At 58.0% G+C, this 17,428-nt stretch carries 16 protein-coding genes and 1 pseudogene; 11 read left to right on the top strand and 6 right to left on the bottom strand.

From position 1 onward, the window contains the following. Positions 1 to 6 precede the first annotated feature (6 nt). The gene (locus ACYZT5_RS24410) at positions 7 to 984 is read right to left on the bottom strand and encodes an NADPH:quinone reductase (protein WP_462047759.1); all 978 of its coding nucleotides are present in this window, start codon (positions 982 to 984) and stop codon (positions 7 to 9) included. A 171-nt stretch (positions 985 to 1,155) separates the two neighbouring features. On the opposite strand from ACYZT5_RS24410, the gene hemF reads away from it, so the two are divergent. Together hemF and aroE are read left to right on the top strand one after the other, a co-directional pair. Then, positions 1,156 to 2,070, top strand: coding sequence for an oxygen-dependent coproporphyrinogen oxidase (gene hemF / locus ACYZT5_RS24405; protein WP_462047758.1), 915 nt, complete (start codon positions 1,156 to 1,158; stop codon positions 2,068 to 2,070). 13 nt (positions 2,071 to 2,083) lie between these two features. After that, positions 2,084 to 2,905: a shikimate dehydrogenase gene (aroE, locus tag ACYZT5_RS24400; RefSeq protein WP_462047757.1), complete on the top strand. Its 822-nt coding sequence runs from the start codon at positions 2,084 to 2,086 to the stop codon at positions 2,903 to 2,905. A 96-nt stretch (positions 2,906 to 3,001) separates the two neighbouring features. Here the strand turns inward: aroE and ACYZT5_RS24395 are convergent, their stop codons facing one another. From ACYZT5_RS24395 to betC, 3 genes are all read right to left on the bottom strand, one after another. After that, entirely contained in the window at positions 3,002 to 4,570 is a 1,569-nt protein-coding gene (locus ACYZT5_RS24395; protein WP_462047756.1) for a SulP family inorganic anion transporter, read from the bottom strand. Positions 4,571 to 4,739: 169 nt separating this feature from the next. Further along, on the bottom strand, positions 4,740 to 5,660 hold the full coding sequence (choX, locus tag ACYZT5_RS24390; RefSeq protein ID WP_462047755.1) for a choline ABC transporter substrate-binding protein: 921 nt from the start codon (positions 5,658 to 5,660) through the stop codon (positions 4,740 to 4,742). 16 nt (positions 5,661 to 5,676) lie between these two features. Beyond that, positions 5,677 to 7,191 (bottom strand): choline-sulfatase, encoded by a 1,515-nt coding sequence (gene betC / locus ACYZT5_RS24385; RefSeq protein ID WP_462047754.1) that lies wholly within the window; start codon positions 7,189 to 7,191, stop codon positions 5,677 to 5,679. A 114-nt stretch (positions 7,192 to 7,305) separates the two neighbouring features. Between betC and ACYZT5_RS24380 the strand changes: the two genes are divergently transcribed. After that, positions 7,306 to 8,256: a choline sulfate utilization transcriptional regulator gene (locus tag ACYZT5_RS24380; protein WP_462047753.1), complete on the top strand. Its 951-nt coding sequence runs from the start codon at positions 7,306 to 7,308 to the stop codon at positions 8,254 to 8,256. Between the two features lie 46 nt (positions 8,257 to 8,302). On the opposite strand, the gene ACYZT5_RS24375 is transcribed toward ACYZT5_RS24380, so the two are convergent. Next, on the bottom strand, positions 8,303 to 8,968 hold the full coding sequence (locus tag ACYZT5_RS24375) for an NAD(P)-dependent oxidoreductase (RefSeq protein WP_462047752.1): 666 nt from the start codon (positions 8,966 to 8,968) through the stop codon (positions 8,303 to 8,305). 82 nt (positions 8,969 to 9,050) lie between these two features. On the opposite strand from ACYZT5_RS24375, the gene ACYZT5_RS24370 reads away from it, so the two are divergent. Beyond that, the gene (locus ACYZT5_RS24370) at positions 9,051 to 9,377 is read left to right on the top strand and encodes a DOPA 4,5-dioxygenase family protein (protein ID WP_462047751.1); all 327 of its coding nucleotides are present in this window, start codon (positions 9,051 to 9,053) and stop codon (positions 9,375 to 9,377) included. Between the two features lie 5 nt (positions 9,378 to 9,382). Here the strand turns inward: ACYZT5_RS24370 and ACYZT5_RS24365 are convergent, their stop codons facing one another. Further along, positions 9,383 to 9,784: a GFA family protein gene (locus ACYZT5_RS24365; protein WP_462047750.1), complete on the bottom strand. Its 402-nt coding sequence runs from the start codon at positions 9,782 to 9,784 to the stop codon at positions 9,383 to 9,385. A gap of 319 nt (positions 9,785 to 10,103) precedes the next feature. On the opposite strand from ACYZT5_RS24365, the gene ACYZT5_RS24360 reads away from it, so the two are divergent. From ACYZT5_RS24360 to ACYZT5_RS24330, 7 genes and pseudogenes are all read left to right on the top strand, one after another. Next, entirely contained in the window at positions 10,104 to 11,411 is a 1,308-nt protein-coding gene (locus tag ACYZT5_RS24360; protein ID WP_462047749.1) for a CitMHS family transporter, read from the top strand. Positions 11,412 to 11,496: 85 nt separating this feature from the next. Then, positions 11,497 to 12,264, top strand: coding sequence for a TerC family protein (locus ACYZT5_RS24355; protein ID WP_462047748.1), 768 nt, complete (start codon positions 11,497 to 11,499; stop codon positions 12,262 to 12,264). Positions 12,265 to 12,477: 213 nt separating this feature from the next. Continuing rightward, positions 12,478 to 12,973 (top strand): annotated as a pseudogene (locus ACYZT5_RS24350) (PAAR domain-containing protein). 18 nt (positions 12,974 to 12,991) lie between these two features. Then, on the top strand, positions 12,992 to 14,149 hold the full coding sequence (locus tag ACYZT5_RS24345; protein ID WP_462047747.1) for a DUF2515 family protein: 1,158 nt from the start codon (positions 12,992 to 12,994) through the stop codon (positions 14,147 to 14,149). Beyond that, positions 14,149 to 14,781: a hypothetical protein gene (locus ACYZT5_RS24340; protein WP_462047746.1), complete on the top strand. Its 633-nt coding sequence runs from the start codon at positions 14,149 to 14,151 to the stop codon at positions 14,779 to 14,781. The genes ACYZT5_RS24345 and ACYZT5_RS24340 overlap by 1 nt, the downstream gene beginning before the upstream one ends. A gap of 50 nt (positions 14,782 to 14,831) precedes the next feature. Continuing rightward, positions 14,832 to 15,437 (top strand): hypothetical protein, encoded by a 606-nt coding sequence (locus ACYZT5_RS24335; protein WP_462047745.1) that lies wholly within the window; start codon positions 14,832 to 14,834, stop codon positions 15,435 to 15,437. Between the two features lie 283 nt (positions 15,438 to 15,720). Beyond that, positions 15,721 to 17,379 carry a Na/Pi cotransporter family protein gene (locus ACYZT5_RS24330; RefSeq protein ID WP_462047744.1) on the top strand — a complete coding sequence of 553 codons (1,659 nt, stop codon included), beginning with the start codon at positions 15,721 to 15,723 and terminating at the stop codon, positions 17,377 to 17,379. Positions 17,380 to 17,428 lie beyond the last annotated feature (49 nt).

The raw sequence follows: 17,428 nt of genomic DNA, 5'->3' as shown, positions 1-17,428 counted from the left end.
TCAGTTTCAAGGCAACAAAACAGTTGAGCCAGTTGTACGCCGCGCCGACAATTCGGTCTGCGCCTTCGCCGCTTCAGCCAATGGGTACTTGTGGCTGATGTCCACCTTCAGCTTCCCGCTGATGATCATCTCGAACAGTTCATCCGCCATACGTTGCAGGTTTTCAGCGTTGTTGGCGTAGGTCGCCAGGGTCGGGCGGGTCACGTACAGCGAACCCTTCGCCAAGAGAATCCCCAGGTTCACCCCGTCTACCGCGCCGGACGCATTGCCGAAGCTCACCACCAGACCGCGAGGTGCCGTGCTATCGAGCGAGGTCAGCCAGGTGTCCTTGCCGACGCCGTCGTACACCACCGGGACTTTTTTGCCGTCAGTCAATTCCAGTACGCGTTGTGCGACGTTTTCATGGCTGTAGTCGATGGTTGCCCAAGCGCCATTGGCTTTGGCCAAAGCGGCTTTCTCCGGCGAGCTGACCGTGCCGATCAACTTCACACCCAAGGCCTTGGCCCATTGGCAGGCCAGGGAGCCGACACCACCGGCCGCGGCGTGGAACAGGATGGTTTCGCCACCCTTGAGTTCATACGTCTGACGCAACAGGTACTGCACAGTAAGGCCCTTGAGCATCACCCCCGCGGCCTGTTCGAAGCTGATCGCGTCCGGCAGGTGCACCAGATTGGCCTCCGGCAAGACGTGAACGTCGCTGTAGGCGCCCAATGGGCCGCTGCCATACGCCACGCGATCACCGACCTTGAACCGGGTGACTTCACTGCCCACCGCCTCGACCAGCCCCGCGCCTTCCGAGCCCACGCCCGATGGCAGAGCTGGTGGCGCATAGACACCGCTGCGGTAATAGGTATCGATGAAATTCAGGCCGATGGCCTTGTTGGTCACACGAACCTGCTGCGGGCCGGGCTCGGCGGGTTGGTAATCGACATACTCGAGTACTTCGGGGCCGCCGTGGGCGCGGAACTGGATACGCTTAGCCATCAGAACTCTCCTTAGGTCTTAGCTTCTAGAGGTGTAATACGAAGCTCCCTATCGGACTCCTATGCTTGATCTTCGTCAACTGCGACGGGGCAAGGTGCAGTGTTATCCTACGCAGCAATTTGCCGCCGGCCGTTAAACGCCGCGTAGCTTTGCCCGATTCAAGGTGATGACATGACGACCCGCACCGAGGCCGTAAAAGCCTACCTGCTCGACCTGCAAGACCGCATTTGCGCGGCCCTCGAAGCTGAAGACGGCGGCACCCGCTTCGTCGAAGACACCTGGACCCGGCCTGCCGGCGGTGGCGGTCGCACCCGGGTCATCGAAAACGGCGCGGTCATCGAAAAGGGCGGTGTCAACTTTTCCCACGTCTTCGGCAGTGGTCTCCCACCGTCCGCCAGCGCCCACCGACCAGAACTGGCCGGCCGTGGCTTCGAAGCCTTGGGTGTGTCGCTGGTGATTCACCCGCACAACCCGTATGTGCCGACGTCCCACGCCAACGTGCGCTTTTTCATCGCTGAAAAAGAAGGTGAAGAACCGGTCTGGTGGTTCGGCGGTGGCTTTGACCTGACGCCTTATTACGGCAACATCGATGATTGTGTGCACTGGCACCGCGTCGCCGAGCAGGCCTGCGCGCCGTTCGGTGCGGATGTTTACCCGCGCTACAAGGCCTGGTGCGACAGCTACTTCCACATCAAGCATCGCCACGAGCCGCGCGGCATCGGCGGGCTGTTTTTCGATGACTTGAACGAGTGGGACTTCGATACCAGCTTCGCTTTCATGCGCGCCATCGGTGATGCGTTCATCGACGCCTACCTGCCGATCGTGCAGCGCCGCAAAAATGATGCGTTTACCGAGAAACAGCGTGAATTCCAGGAATTGCGCCGTGGGCGCTATGTCGAGTTCAATCTTGTCTACGACCGCGGCACGCTGTTCGGTCTGCAATCGGGCGGTCGTACCGAGTCGATCCTGATGTCCCTGCCACCGCAAGTACGCTGGGGCTACGACTGGAAAGTCGAACCGGGCAGCGAAGAAGCACGGCTAACCGAATACTTCCTGCAAGATCGCGATTGGTTGGCCAAGGCCTGAACGAGGAGTTCTGATGGACCGTTACGTCGTATTCGGTAACCCGATTGGCCACAGCAAGTCGCCGCTGATCCACCGTCTGTTCGCCGAACAGACGGCTCAAAAACTCGACTACAGCACGTTGCTGGCGCCTCTCGACGATTTTTCCACATGCGCCCGGACGTTTTTCCTCGAAGGGCGCGGGGCGAATGTGACGGTGCCGTTCAAGGAAGAGGCCTATCGTCTGGCGAACAGTCTGACGGCGCGGGCGCAACGCGCCGGTGCGGTGAACACCCTGAGCAAACTGGCCGATGGCAACCTGCTGGGCGACAACACCGATGGCGCCGGACTGGTGCGGGACCTGACGGTCAACGCCGGTTTCAGCCTCAAGGGCAAACGCATCTTGCTGCTCGGTGCCGGAGGTGCAGTGCGCGGTGCGCTGGAGCCCTTGCTGGCCGAGCAACCGGCGTCAGTGGTCATCGCCAACCGCACGGTGGAAAAAGCCGAGCTGCTGGCGGAATTGTTCGCGGACCTGGGGCCAGTGTCGGCCAGTAGTTTCGATTGGTTGAAGGAGTCGGTGGACCTGATCATCAACGCGACGTCCGCCAGTCTGTCAGGCGAAGTACCGCCGATTGTCAGCAGTTTGATCGAGCCGGGCAAAACGCTGTGCTACGACATGATGTACGGCAAGGAGCCGACCTCGTTCTGCCGTTGGGCCAGTGAACATGGCGCTGCGGTGTCGATGGATGGGTTGGGGATGCTCGCTGAACAAGCGGCAGAAGCGTTCTTCCTGTGGCGCGGTGTGCGCCCGGACACGGCGCCGGTGCTCGCCGAACTTCGCCGGCAGTTGGCACTGTAGGAGCGAGGCTTGCCCGCGAAGGGAGTGCCGCGGTGACTCAGGCATACCGCATCATCGTTCTTCGCGGGCAAGCCTCGCTCCTACAGGAGTAGTGTTTCAATCTTCGAAACGGATCGGGCATTTCTCTGCCCCTTCCAGCTTTCTCAATTCTTCCACCACCTGTGGCCGTGCCCGCCGCAGGGTCAGGCTGCGATCCTGACGCAGTAGTCGCCGCGCTTCCTGGTGCAGCATCTCCACGCCCGAGTAGTCGATGAAGTTGATCTGTTGCGCCTCGATCACCACGCGCGCGCCGTGCATTCGTTGCAGGCGTACTTGCAGGTAATGGCTGGCGCCGAAAAAGATCGAACCACCGACCCGCAGAATGTCTTCATCCCCGTCGCGCCAATGCTGGACCCGCGGTTGCGAGGTGCGCTTGAGGTAGAAAAACAGCGAGGCCAGCACGCCGGCGTAGATCGCCGTCTGCAACTCCAGCAGCAGCGTGGCGACACAGGTCAGCGCCATGACCAGGAACTCGGCGCGGCTGACCCGCAACAACGCGCGAATGCCGCGATGATCCACCAGCCCCCAAGCGATCAACAGAATGCTGCCGGCCATGGCCGGGATCGGAATGTGCGCGATCAAATTCGCGCCGAAGATGGCGAACAGTGCGACCCATAACGCTGAGAACACGCCGGCCATCGGCGAGCAGGCACCCGCTTCGTAGCTCAGGCCCGAGCGGGTGAAAGAACCGGCTGACAGCGACCCGGAAAAAAACGCACCGACCATGTTCGATAAACCCTGGGCGCGGACTTCCTGATTGGCGTCGAGCAACTGCTGTGAGCGGGCCGACAAGGAACGGGCAATCGACAGGCTGGTGACCAGCCCAAGCATGCCCACCGCCACCGCGCTGGGTAGCAAGCGCAGAATCAGGTCCAGATCCAGCGGCAGCGGGCTGAAGGGCGGCATCCGTCCGACAAATGCGCTGACCAACTTCACATGGCCGAACATCGATGGCCAGAACCAGACCAGCAATCCGCTCAGCGCCAGGGTGATCAACAGCGTCGGCCAGCGTGGCAAGAGCAGTTTCAACACCACGCCCACCGCGACTGTCGCCAAGCCCAGCATGAGCGACGGTTTATCCACTTCGCCGAGGTGACTGAACAGCATTATCAAGCTGTTCAGCGCTGTTGCCTGGTTGGGCAAGTCCAGCCCCAGCAGATTCGGCAGTTGGCCGATGGCAATCACCACCGCCGCGCCGAGAGTGAAACCCAGGACCACCGAGTGCGAGACGAAATTCACCAGGGCACCGAAGCGCAGCAAGCCGAGCAGCCACTGGAAAATACCGGCGAGTAGCGTCAGAAGCAGAATCAGGGTGACGTAGTCCTCTGACGCGGGGACGGCCAGAGGGCTGACGCTGGCGTACAAGACGATAGAAATCGCCGCCGTAGGACCGCAGATCAAATGCCACGAAGACCCCCAAAGACACGCGATCAGCACCGGGATGATGGCGGCGTACAGACCGTATTCCGGTGGGAGACCGGCGATCAGCGCGTAGGCAATGGATTGCGGCAGCGCGAGAATGGCGCCGCTCAGACCGACGATCAGGTCACGACCGACACTGGCGCGGGTTTGCCGGGGCAACCAGCTGAGGAAGGGGAAGAGCGAATGGCGGCTTGGGAAGGCCATGGGTCCTCTCGGGTGGGGGTTTGGGCAAGGGTAGCAGGACAGGCGCCGATCGTTCCCACGCTCTGCGTGGGAATGCCGCCATGGACGCTCCGCGTCCGCTTCTGAATGTGACGCTGAGCGTCACGGGATGCATTCCCACGCAGAGCGTGGGAACGATCGGCGCAGGGAGTTACAGTTTTGCCTTCACCGCCGGCAATGCTTCCTTCCCATCCACCGTCTTCACGCCATCCAGCCATTTATCCAACACCGCCGGATTAGCCTTGATCCACGCCTTTGCCGCATCAGCATTGCTGACTTTCTTGTTCACCACCTCGGCCATGATGCTGTTCTCCATCTCCTGGGTGAAATTCAGGTTGGTGAGCAGCTTGCCGACGTTCGGGCAGGCCTGTGCATAACCTTTGCGGGTGAGCGTATGAACGCTGCCGGTGTCGCCGAAATACTTCTCGCCGCCCTTGAGGTAATGCATTTTCAGCTGCACGTTCATCGGGTGCGGGGTCCAGCCCAGAAAAGTCACAAATTTCTGCTTTTTCACCGCGCGAGACACTTCCGCCAGCATTGCCTGCTCGCTGGACTCGACCAGTTTCCACTGACCCATCTCGAAGTCGTTCTTCTTGATGATTTCCTGCAAGGAGATGTTGGCGGGAGCACCGGAGCCGATGCCGTAGATCTTCTTGTCGAACTTGTCGGCGTATTTGTTCAGGTCGGCAAAGTTATGCACACCCGCGTCCCAGACGTAATCCGGGACGGCGAGCGTAAATTCGGTGCCATCGAGGTTTTTCGCCAGTTGCGTGACATCTCCCGTGGCCACGAATTTGTCGTAGAAGCCCTGCTGCGCCGGCATCCAGTTACCCAGAAACACATCGACCTGGCCGTCCTTGAGCCCGCCAAAGGTAATCGGCACTGCAAGCGTGTCGACTTTGGCCTTATAGCCCATGCCGTCGAGCAGAAACCCGGTGATGGCGTTCGTCGCGGCAATATCGCTCCAGCCAGGGTCGGCCATTTTTACCGTCTCGCAACTCTGATCGGCATACGCCGATGCACTGCCCAGAGCTAAAAGCCCGACCGTCACTGCTGTGGATAACCTACGCATGGCATTCCCCTTAACATTATTGGTTTTGGCAGGGTTGTGGATAACGTGCTTTACGCTCCAGATCGTCGAGGTCGATGTGGTTACGCATGTACTGCTGACTGGCGTCCACCAGCGGCTGGTGATCCCAGCTCTTCAGCTTGCCGATGGTTAATGCGTCGGCGACAAATCGTCGGCGTCGCTGGCTGGCGAGTACTTGTTGATGGATCGCCGGGATATCCCATTTGGCGCGTGCTTCGGCGAGAAAATCTTCGAAAAGCGCTCGATGTTGCGGTGATTGACTGAGTTCTTCCTGCTCGCGCGGGTCGTTGTGTACGTCGAAGAGTAGACAAGGGTCGTCTTCGCTGTAGATGAATTTGTAGGCGCCGCGGCGAATCATCATCAGCGGGCTGATAGTGCCTTCAGCCATGTATTCACCGAAAACTTCGTCATGACCGCCCTGCCCTTGCAGGTGCGAGACCAGTGAGCGGCCATCCAGCGGCAGCCCCGGTTCCAGCGAACCGCCCGCCAGTTCCACGAAGGTCGGCAACAGATCGGCGGTGGACACCGCAGCGCTGACCCGACCAGCCCCGAATTGCCCCGGCGCACTGATCAACAGAGGCACGCGGGCGGCCATTTCGTACCAGTGCATTTTGTACCAGAGACCACGCTCGCCGAGCATGTCGCCGTGGTCGCCGGAGAAGACGATGATGGTGTCGTCGATCAGGCCGGTTTCCTCGAGTGTTTGCAGGAGTTTACCGACGTTACTGTCGATATAGCTGCACGCACCGAAGTAAGCACGGCGCGCATCGCGAATTTTATCCACAGGTAGCGGTTTGTCCCACAGGTCGTAAACTTTGAGCAAACGCTGGGAGTGCGGATCGAGTTCGGACTGGGCCGGGGTCTTGGGCAATGGGATGTCGGCGTCGTCATACAGATCCCAGAAAGCCTTGGGAATGGTGTACGGGTCGTGTGGGTGAGTCATCGAAACGGTCAGGCAGAACGGCTGATCGCCATCTTCTCGGATGTGATCGAACAAATACTGTTGCGCCTTGAACACCACCTCTTCGTCGAAATCCAGCTGATTGGTACGTACGCACGGCCCGGCTTGCAGCACCGATGACATGTTGTGGAACCAGGTTGGACGCACGTCTGGCTCGTCCCAGTTCACAGACCAGCCGTAATCGGCCGGGTAGATGTCGCTGGTCAGGCGTTCTTCATAGCCGTGCAGCTGATCCGGGCCACAGAAATGCATCTTGCCCGACAGCGCGGTGCGGTAGCCGAGTCGACGTAGATAGTGGGCATAAGTTGGAACATCGGCGGGGAAATCGGCCGCATTGTCGTAGGCGCCGATCTTGCTCGGCAACTGACCGCTGACCAGGGTAAAACGCGACGGCGCGCACAGTGGGCTGTTGCAATAAGCGGCGTCGAACACCACGCCTTCGGCGGCGAGGCGGCTGAGATTAGGCAGTTTGATGGGCGAAGGGCCGTAGAACGGCAACATTGGCGCGGCCATCTGATCGGCCATGATAAAAAGAATATTCTTGCGCTTCATGTGATCGCGGCATTCCATAGTGAATATTTATGCGAGAGTGCTGCGATCGAGCATGCAACCCATGCATTTTGCGGTAAAGCCCATGCGCGGCAATGACTAGGATAAGCACAGTTTATGTATGACGCCCTTGGTGATTTGTCTCTGGATTTGCTTCGCGCCTTTGAAGCGGCGGCCCGTCAGCGCAGCTTCACGGCTGCTGCGGTGGAACTGGGTACCACGCAACCGGCCATCAGCCAGCAGATCAAACGGTTGGAAGAACAACTCGGGACGCGGTTGTTCGACCGTATCTATCGTGGCATCGAATTGACCGAGGCCGGGACGATCCTGTTCGAGCAGGTTCAGCTCGGATTGCAGAATATCGACGCGGGATTGAGCGCAATCAGTGCACAGAACCAACATGAAGTCTTACAAGTGGCCACCGACTTCGCCTTCGCTGCGTATTGGCTGATGCCGCGCCTGCATCGCTTCCATGCCGCCAATCCTCAAGTGGACGTCAGCCTGGTCACCAGCGAACGCAGCCTCAACATGCTGCGCACCGATATCGATGTGGCGGTGTTGTTTGGTGATGGTCGATTCAAGCAGGGCGAAAGCCACTGGCTATTCAGCGAAGAAGTCTTTCCGGTGTGCAGCCCGCTATTGTTGAAGGACCGCGCCTTGCCCTTGCCGGTCCAGTCTCTTCTTGAGTTCCCGCTGCTGCACCTTCGAGGCGAAAACAGCAGCAACTGGTTCGACTGGAGCGGCGTGTTTCGTGAGTTGGGGATTGCTTCGGCACCCGCGCCGGGGCAATTGCGCTTCGACAATTACACGCTACTGATTCAAGCGGCGATTGGCGGCCAAGGTGTGGCCATTGGCTGGCGGCACCTTGTGGATAACTTGCTGGCGCAGGGATTGTTGTGCCGACCGATTGCGGAAACCGTCATTTCCAGGCTCGGCTATTACGTGGTCCTGCCCCAGCGAAAACGGCGTGGCGCGCTGATTCAACAGTTTGTGGACTGGCTGATGACTGAGCAGGCCAGCAGTGCGCAATCGCTCAATGGACTGCCTTTGCCCTCGATTGCGGTGTGAAAGCAAAAAGATCGTCCGAACGCGGCCCGAGCCTTCGGACGATCTTTTACTGCTCTGAAGTCGCGACGAAGGTCACGTGTTCGCCGACATGCAGGTTCAGGTGGAGCTCATCGGCGATCCCCACCGCTACCCGACTCAGGCGCTCAAGCGGTTCGGCGAGGCTCGGCTCCAGGTTACTGCTGATATGGCTGAAATGCTCGATGGTCAGCCCAGGCACCCCGCGCGGCGCATTTACCAGCGTCCAGTGCAAGGTGCTACTTTGAAGGGCTTCGCGGATTTCTTCGGCGGCGTGGCGTTGCAATCGATCTTCTATCTCCGGATCGTCCAATACCTCGAAATCGCCCACCAAAAACAACCGGGCAATCCCCGAGGCCTGCATGCCATCGATCAGAGCATCCACCGCCAGTACCTGCTCGACCGGGCCAGGCACGATGGATTTTTCCACGTGCTCGCTGTTCATCGGCAACCCTGGTGCATCCAGCAGACAGATCACCACCGAACAACCGGCGACACTCTGCTTGACCCGCTTGGCGTCGAACACATCGCCAGTCTTGGTCCGCAATCCCGGACGCGGCGCGAGCGCCGTCAAATCATCGAGAATCGCGATCACTTCATGTTGGCGCCGCAACATTTCAGCCATCAGCGCACTGCCCAGGCTACTCATGGCACCATAAAGCACCACTTTCACCACCGGTGTTTCGGCATTTTTCATGGCTGTGCTCCGTTCTTCCTACGTATATGGCGTGTGACCTGTGGGAAACAGCGCCAGTTCGACTCGGTTCAGAGGGTTTCAAATGCAGCGGATCAAGGGCTACCACGCCCATGTCTATTTCGACGCCAGCACCCTCCCGCAGGCGCGAGCCTTGTGTGAGCAGGCGGCGCAATTGTTTCCACTGAAGATGGGCCGCGTCCATGAACGCCCGGTGGGCCCGCACCCGGACTGGAGTTGCCAATTGGCCTTCGAGCCGCAATACATTGGCGACGTGCTGCCCTGGCTTGCGCTCAACCGCAAGGGTTTGGTGGTGTTCCTGCACCCGGACACTGGCGACGATCTGCTCGATCACACCGAGCATGCCATCTGGATGGGCGCGATTCGGCCGCTGAATCTGTCTATTTTTTGATCAGTTTACAACTGTTCCTCAGCTTCGCCGGGCAAATGTTCGTCCAGGTGCAGCCAGGGCAGACGGTTGTCCGTCCAGATATGCCTTTGGGCGGGTGCCTGCTCGGGATGATCGAGGGTGGCGATGGTCACGTCGATGCTGTCCGGGCTCAGGTGCGTGACCAGCGCCAGCTGCGCCCCACAGTTGCCGCAGAAGTACCGCACGCAGGTTGTCGAAGAGTCGTACTGCGCGGGTATCCCTTTCACCCATTCAAAAGCTGATGCAGGCACGGTGATCCAGGTGGTCACGATCCCGCCACTGACCCGTCGGCAAATCGAACAATGACAGTGGGCGATGTCGTGCAAAGGCCCGCTGAATTGATAGCGCAGATGTCCGCAGTGGCATCCGCCCGTATGAATGTCGGCCATGTTTTTTCCTCCTGCCCCGTATTCAGGGACTTTAAACCCGTCCGACGACCGGTTGCACATCTGGTCAATGCTTTCATCCGCGAAAGCTGGGTGAAAGCTTCCGCGATTAGGATCGCCCCCACTGCCGGCAACAGACCGGTTGGCCAACGTGAGTGTTTGATTGCTTGCACGGTCCATTTAACAACAACAATGGTGATCCTGATGTCCTCTTCTACCCGCCGCTTCGCTGTTACTCCGCCCGTACTTCTCGTGCTTCCCGTTCTGCGCTGACCTACCCGGTTCGCCCATTCCCTAGCCGCGCTACGCCTGGAGTATTCCCATGCTGACTTTCCTTGGCTTTGCCATGGTCATCACGTTCATGTTCCTGATCATGACCAAGCGCCTCTCCGCGCTGATCGCTCTGATCATCATCCCGATCCTGTTCGCGCTGTTCGGTGGTTTTGCGCCGAAGATCGGCCCGATGATGCTCGAAGGCATCACCAAGCTCGCACCGACCGGTGTGATGCTGATGTTCGCCATTCTGTACTTCGCCCTGATGATCGACTCCGGCCTGTTCGACCCGGCCGTGCGCAAGATCCTCAAACTGGTCAAGGGCGACCCGTTGAAAGTTTCGGTCGGCACCGCCGTACTGGCGCTCGTCGTCTCCCTCGATGGTGACGGCGCGACCACTTATATGATCTGCGTGGCCGCCATGCTGCCGCTCTACAGCCGCATCGGCATGAGCCCGCGGATCATGGCCGGTCTAATCATCCTCGCCGGTGGCGTGATGAACATGACGCCTTGGGGCGGCCCGACCGCTCGTGCGGCCAGTGCGCTGCATGTCGACCCGTCCGACATCTTCGTACCGATGGTTCCGGCGATGGCTGCCGGGGTGCTGGCAATCCTCGTGATCGCCTACTTCTACGGCAAGCGTGAGCGTGCGCGTCTGGGTGAGCTGCACCTGGTGGGCGATGAAATCGACCACAGTGAAATCACCGTTTCGCAATTCCCGGATGCCCGTCGTCCGAAGTTGATCTGGTTCAACGGCGCCCTGACCCTGGGCCTGATGGGCACTCTGATCGCCGGCCTGTTGCCGCTGCCGGTGCTGTTCATGGTGGCGTTCAGTATCGCGATGATCGTCAACTATCCGTGCCTGCAACAGCAGAAGGATCGCATCGCGGCCCACGCCGGTAGCGTGCTGGCGGTGGTCGGTTTGATCTTCGCGGCCGGTATCTTCACCGGTATCCTGTCGGGCACCGGCATGGTCGATGCGATGTCGAAAAGCCTGTTGGCGGTGATCCCGGACTTCCTCGGCCCGTACCTGGCGGTGATCACTGCACTGGTGAGCATGCCGTTCACATTCTTCATGTCGAACGATGCATTTTATTACGGCGTGTTACCGGTACTTGCAGAAGCCGCCAGTCATTACGGTATAACCGCGGTTGAAATGGCACGTGCCTCGATCGTCGGTCAGCCCGTCCACTTGTTGAGTCCGCTGGTACCATCGACCTACCTGTTGGTGGCCCTGGCCGGTATCGACTTCGGTGATCACCAGCGTTTCACCCTGAAGTGGGCAGTACTGGTTTGCGTGTGCATACTGGTTGCCGCCTTGCTGATGGGGATTTTTCCGCTGTTCAGCACTCTATAAGCCCAAGACTCACCATGACGGGTCCAGGCTTTGTTGTTTGAAGCCCGGGCCCTTCGTGGTTTAACACATCCTCAAAGGAATACACATGGAATGGCTGACCAACCCTGAAATCTGGGTTGCCTTCTTCACCCTGACTGCCCTGGAAATCGTCCTGGGTATCGATAACATCATCATGATTTCGATCCTGGTCAGCCGCATGCCCAAGCACATGCAGGCGCGCACCCGGATTTTCGGCCTGGCACTGGCCATGGTCACGCGGATCCTGTTGCTGCTGTCGATCACTTGGGTCATGCGCCTCACCGCCGATTTGTTCGAAGTGTTCGGCCAGGGTATTTCCGGGCGAGACCTGATCTTGTTCTTCGGTGGTCTGTTCCTGCTGTGGAAGAGCTCGCAAGAGATGTACCACGCGCTGGAAGGTGAAGACGAAAGCAATGAGGAGCCGGGCGGCAAGGGCGGCAATTTCCTCTACACCATCATTCAGATCGCGATTATCGACATCGTGTTCTCGCTGGACTCGGTCATCACCGCCGTGGGCATGGTCTCCCACGTACCGGTCATGGTCGCGGCGATTGTCGTTGCCGTGCTGGTGATGATGTGGGCGTCTGGCACCATCAGTGAATTCATCGACAAGCACCCGTCGCTGAAGATGCTGGCGCTGTCGTTCCTGCTGTTGGTCGGTACCGTGCTGATTGCTGAATCCTTCGAAGTGCACCTGCCCAAAGGCTACGTCTACTTCGCCATGGCGTTCTCGCTAGCGGTGGAAGCGATCAACATCAAGATGCGCACCGCGATGATGAAAAAAAGGAAGCAGCAAGAGCCAGTGAAACTGCGCAAGGACGTTCCGGGGCAATAACCCGAGTCTGTGCGCAAAATCTGTGGGAGCGAGCCTGCTCGCGATGGCGGCCTGTCAGTCAACATCAATGTTGAATCTGACGGCCACATCGCAAGCAGGCTCGCTCCCACTTTTTTTGCTCGACCAACAAGCATTTGTGCCAAAGGTTGACGCAAAGGGTTTAGCTGGTTAGCGTCCCCGGCTCGCAACAAACGACAATGACAAGGAATGCATATGTCTGGAAAACCTGCTGCACGTCTCACGGATCCCACCACCTGCCCACTCCCGGGCATGGCACCAACCCGATCGCCAGCGGCTCACCCGATGTCTTTTTCAATGGCCTCGCCGCGGCGAGAGTCAGCGACAAATGCACCTGTGGCCAAGCCCTGAGCGGCGGTTTTTCTTCGACCGTGTTCATCAACGGTCTGAACGCAACGACCATTGATAGCACTGCAAGTCATGGTGGCGTGGTGATAGGCGGCTCTGGTGACATCATCATTGGCAGCAGCCACACACCGGTTCCTTTCATTGCTCCGCTGCCGATCATTGGTCAGCCCTTGGTCGAATTCAAAGCTGTCAGCGCCGGCAATGGCGAGCCGATTGCCCAACAAGACTACGAAATCGAAACCGCCGAAGGCCGCATCGTCAAGGCCAGACCAACGCCCTGGGCATGACCCAAAGCGTCGCCACCTTACAGCCCGACCTCGCCGTCGTCCGCTGGACCGTCTGAGCCTCAGGGAAGAATGAAATGACCGGACAATGCATCGCTCCAGACGATCTGGACATGAAAAAACTCTGGGACAGCACCTGCGAACTGCCCGCCTGCAAGCGCGAAACCACCAAGGGCGGTCCCAACCCGAAAACCCGCGTCGAAGTGCCGTTGCTGACCTGTAATTGCCTATGGCGCAGGTTTCAGAAAGAAGCCGAAGAATGGGTCGCACCGGGTGGCGTGCTGATTGCCGATCCGCAAGCGCGCAACCGCAAGATAAACGCAGCCTATGCGCAGTTGTGGCTGGCGGATAACCGGTTTCAGTGGGCGGGGTTGGCGGCGTTTGCTTCGAAGCAGGTGGGGTGTGGGTTGATCCATGCCACCAAGTTGCAAACGGCTATTGCGGCGCAGAAGGCGGCGCAAGAGAAATTGCGGACGGGTAAGTCGGAAACCATTTTCGAAGGGTTTGGGTTCAAGCTCAGTAAGACAGATCCAGAAATCGAGAAAGAATTAGCGAACGCCAAAACGGCCAATCCTCTTCCTACTGATGATATTACCTTCGGCGACAACTCTCGTTCCGTTGTTCAGCAGCAGTTGGACTATGTGTATGAAATGCTTGCCCTCGGTAACACCTCACTGTTTCTGGATGTTTATCCGCTGCATCGGTTTTTTATGGTGCGGGGATTCAAAGAAATGGAAGCCTGTCTTTCCAAACGCAAGCAACTAAAAAATGAAGTTCTGTGGCCCATCGCTGAAAAAGTAGAGTTCGGTGCGGTGCGTGCAGAAGTGACCGATACTTTCAAAGCCATAGATGAAGGAAGAATTACCAAAAGCGTCGAATTTATGGCCCGTCACGAACAGCTGAACATTTTGCAACCTGCGATGTATGACGATTCCCACTTCGCTTACCTAATGCGCGGCACCCATGCTGGAGATGTCGTATCCGTGGTCACGGGGATGCTGTCCGGAGCTGCAGAAGAAATCCAGTTGACTCTGGCGAGTCAATGCAAGGCGGCAGACGGACGAAAGGTTGCCTTCGGCAGTAATCCATTGTCCAATCTGGCAAACAAGGATCAACGAATGGAATTCGTACTTCGTGCTGCAACACAGTTCGATGACTTATTAAATAATCCCGCGTCAAAAGCCCAACTAAAGCAATCCATTACAGAAATATCTCAAGGTGGAGGAATCCGTTGATGAAATCCCTCACCAGGTTATCTCTGATAAGCATGAGTGCAATTGTTATTGGGCTGTGTGTTGCCTACTTCAATTGGAATACGGAAGTTTTGAGTGCGCATATTGGGAAGTCTTACAAGGATACCGTTGAGGACTCCACATTTTCGGTGACTGCAAATACCGCTTTTTATCCAAGCAAGCCACCGCATCCTAGTTCTACATGGATATCAAAACCAGTCATCATTCATTTTGATGATCCTGAGCATGGTTTTACGCTACCAGCAACCAAGTTTGGCGCCGTTGGTTTTGATGAAGGTAAAGTCTCGACAATGACGACTTCTCCAATGCTGGAGACCCTGCCTTTCGATCAGCTGATACCTTTACTCACTCAGTTGCAGGGGATGTTAAAAGACTCGGGCTGGGTACCGCGCAACCCAGAAGACAATTCTTGGTTAACTGTCGGCAGCGAAGTGGAGAAAAACGCTTTGCAGAGGCAGTTGTTCGATCAGGTTGTCGTCGTGATGCTCCTTATACCTCACAAGTACAGTCTTGCGCTTAACGTCAAATGCTACGCCCGCTGTAATGAGCGCGACCCGAAAACGGCGAAGTATCTAATTGATGTCAGTGTAGGCTCGGATTACTACAGCGAATGAAATGTCGCTCCAGAAGGCGGCGTTGGTATTTGCAAAGAGCAGCATTTTTTATGCTGTTCATCTGTCTGACTTCCTTTCACCATCCAGTTGATTTTTTGAACGTTCATATCGGGAAGTCATACAGAGAAGTCGCACAAGACTCAACATTCCCTGTTCATGGCAACACGGCAATTTATCCTGGGGATCCTAACGACGCTAAAGATCCACCTCATCCGAGCTCTACCTGGATCAGCAATCCAGTCGTCATCAGATTTGATGATCCCGACTATGGTTTTACGCTGCCCGCTTCCACGTTCGGTGCGATCAGCTGGTCCAAATTCAAAGCGATTACCCTGACTACGTCACCGATGCTGGAAACCTTGCCGTTCGAGCAAGCGATAACACTCCTTGAGAAGTTACAACAAAAGTTCAATCAAGTCGGGTGGACTCCAGAGCCTGTGGAGGGTAACGACTGGCTAAAAATAGAAACCAAGGAGGATAAGGCGCGGCTTCAGGCGAAACTCTTTGATCAAGTTGACGGCGTCATCTTGTTGATTCCGCACAAGTACAGCTTGATCCTTCACATCAAATGCTATGCCCGCTGCGACGAACGAAACCCCGAGACAGCCAAGTATCTGATCGACGTAGGACTGGGCGAGGATCACTTCAGCGATTGAACTCTCCCTCAATGGGGCTGCTGCGCTGCCCCGCGGGAGCAAGCTCCCTCACCACAGGGGGTTGTGTTCGCGCACCTTTTCAACTGAGTGGCAGGGGCTTGCGAGCCCCTTTTTCATACCTGCATCAAACTGTTTTCATGACAGTTTTGTTTCAATCGCTTCTTTAGCTGTGCGATGCTGGCGCCCAGACCGTTAGCCAACTACAGCTTAAGTACAGAACGTAGAAGAACGCGCGGCACCGTCAACTTGCCCCTTTGGGGCGCTACCACCACAGGGGGCCTGCATGCTCACCCTGCTCAATTTGTTATCTGCCGTAGCCTTATTGATTTGGGGCACGCACATCGTCCGAACCGGCATCCTGCGGGTCTACGGTTCCAACCTGCGCCACGTGATCGGCCGGAACATGTCCAAGCGCTGGTTGGCGTTCATCTCGGGGATCGTCGTGACGGCGATGGTCCAGAGCAGCAACGCGACCGCCATGCTCGTCACCTCCTTTGTCGGTCAGGGCCTGATGGCGCTGACCCCGGCCCTGGCGACCATGCTCGGGGCAGATGTCGGTACCGCGCTGATGGCGCGAGTGCTGACCCTCGACCTGTCATGGCTGTCGCCGCTGCTGATCTTTCTTGGGGTGATTTTCTTCCTGTCGCGCAAACAGACCCGGGTCGGACAGATGGGCCGGGTCGGCATCGGCCTGGGGCTGATCATCCTGGCCCTGCAACTGATCGTCGAGTCCGCCGCGCCGATTACGCAGGCACAAGGCGTGAAAGTGATTTTCGCCTCGCTGACCGGCGACATCCTGCTGGATGCCTTGGTCGGCGCGCTGTTTGCGATGGTTTCCTACTCCAGCCTGGCCGCCGTCCTGCTGACGGCAACCCTGGCGGGTGCTGCAGTGATCAGCCTGCCCGTGGCCATCGGCCTGGTGATCGGCGCCAACATTGGCAGCGGCGTCCTTGCCTTCCTCAGCACCAGCATGCAGAACGCCGCCGGCCGCCAGGTTGCGTTGGGCAGCCTGCTCTACAAACTGATCGGTCTGCTGCTGATCATTCCGGTGCTCGACCCGTTGGTGCACTGGATCGACAGTCTGGACTTCAGCCCTCAGGAAATGGTCATCGGCTTTCACCTGCTCTACAACACCGCGCGCTGCCTGATCTTGCTGCCAAGTGTCGGGTTGATGGCCAGGCTTTGCGCGTGGCTGCTGCCGGAGCGGCCGGAAATCAACGGCACCGCCAAACCGCGGCATCTTGATCCGACGGCGTTGGTCACGCCCAGCCTGGCGCTGGCCAATGCCGCCCGGGAAACCCTGCGCATCGGCGACCTGATCGACAACATGCTCGAGGCCATGCTCGACGTGCTGCGCGGCAACCAAACCGCCGTGACCCAAGAAATGCGGCGTCTGACCGATGATGTGGAATCGCTCTACAGTGCGATCAAGCTCTATCTGGCGCAAATGCCCCGCGAGGACCTCAGCGAGCAGGACAGCCGGCGTTGGGCGGAAATTATCGAGTTGGCGATCAACCTTAAACTCGCCAGCGACGTCATCGAACGCATGCTGCGCAAGGTTCAGCAGCAGAAAACCTCGCAGCGCCGGTCTTTTTCCGAGGTCGGCCTGGAAGAGTTGGCGGGGCTGCACAGTCAGTTGATTTCCAACCTGCGTCTCGGCTTGTCAGTGTTCCTCAGTGCCGACAAGGAAAGTGCCCGCCAGTTACTGCGTGAGAAACGTCGCTTTCGCGCACAGGAACGCCGCCTGGCCCATGCTCACGTCAGCCGATTGCAACGTAAGATCGTGCAGAGCATCGAGACCAGCTCGTTGCACCTGGAGTTGATTGCCGACATGAAGCGTCTGAATTCGCTGTTTTGCAGCAGCGCCTATGTGGTGCTGGAAACTTCCGACACCGGCGCACTTATTGTCGATGATTTGGCTGACATCACGCATTCACCCTGAACGTCCACAGTTGCCTGAAGTCTGTTGAACTTACGCTAGCCGTATGGAA

This window comes from Pseudomonas sp. LB3P14 (genome assembly GCF_054898045.1).
This window is presented reverse-complemented; position numbering and strand designations above follow the sequence as displayed.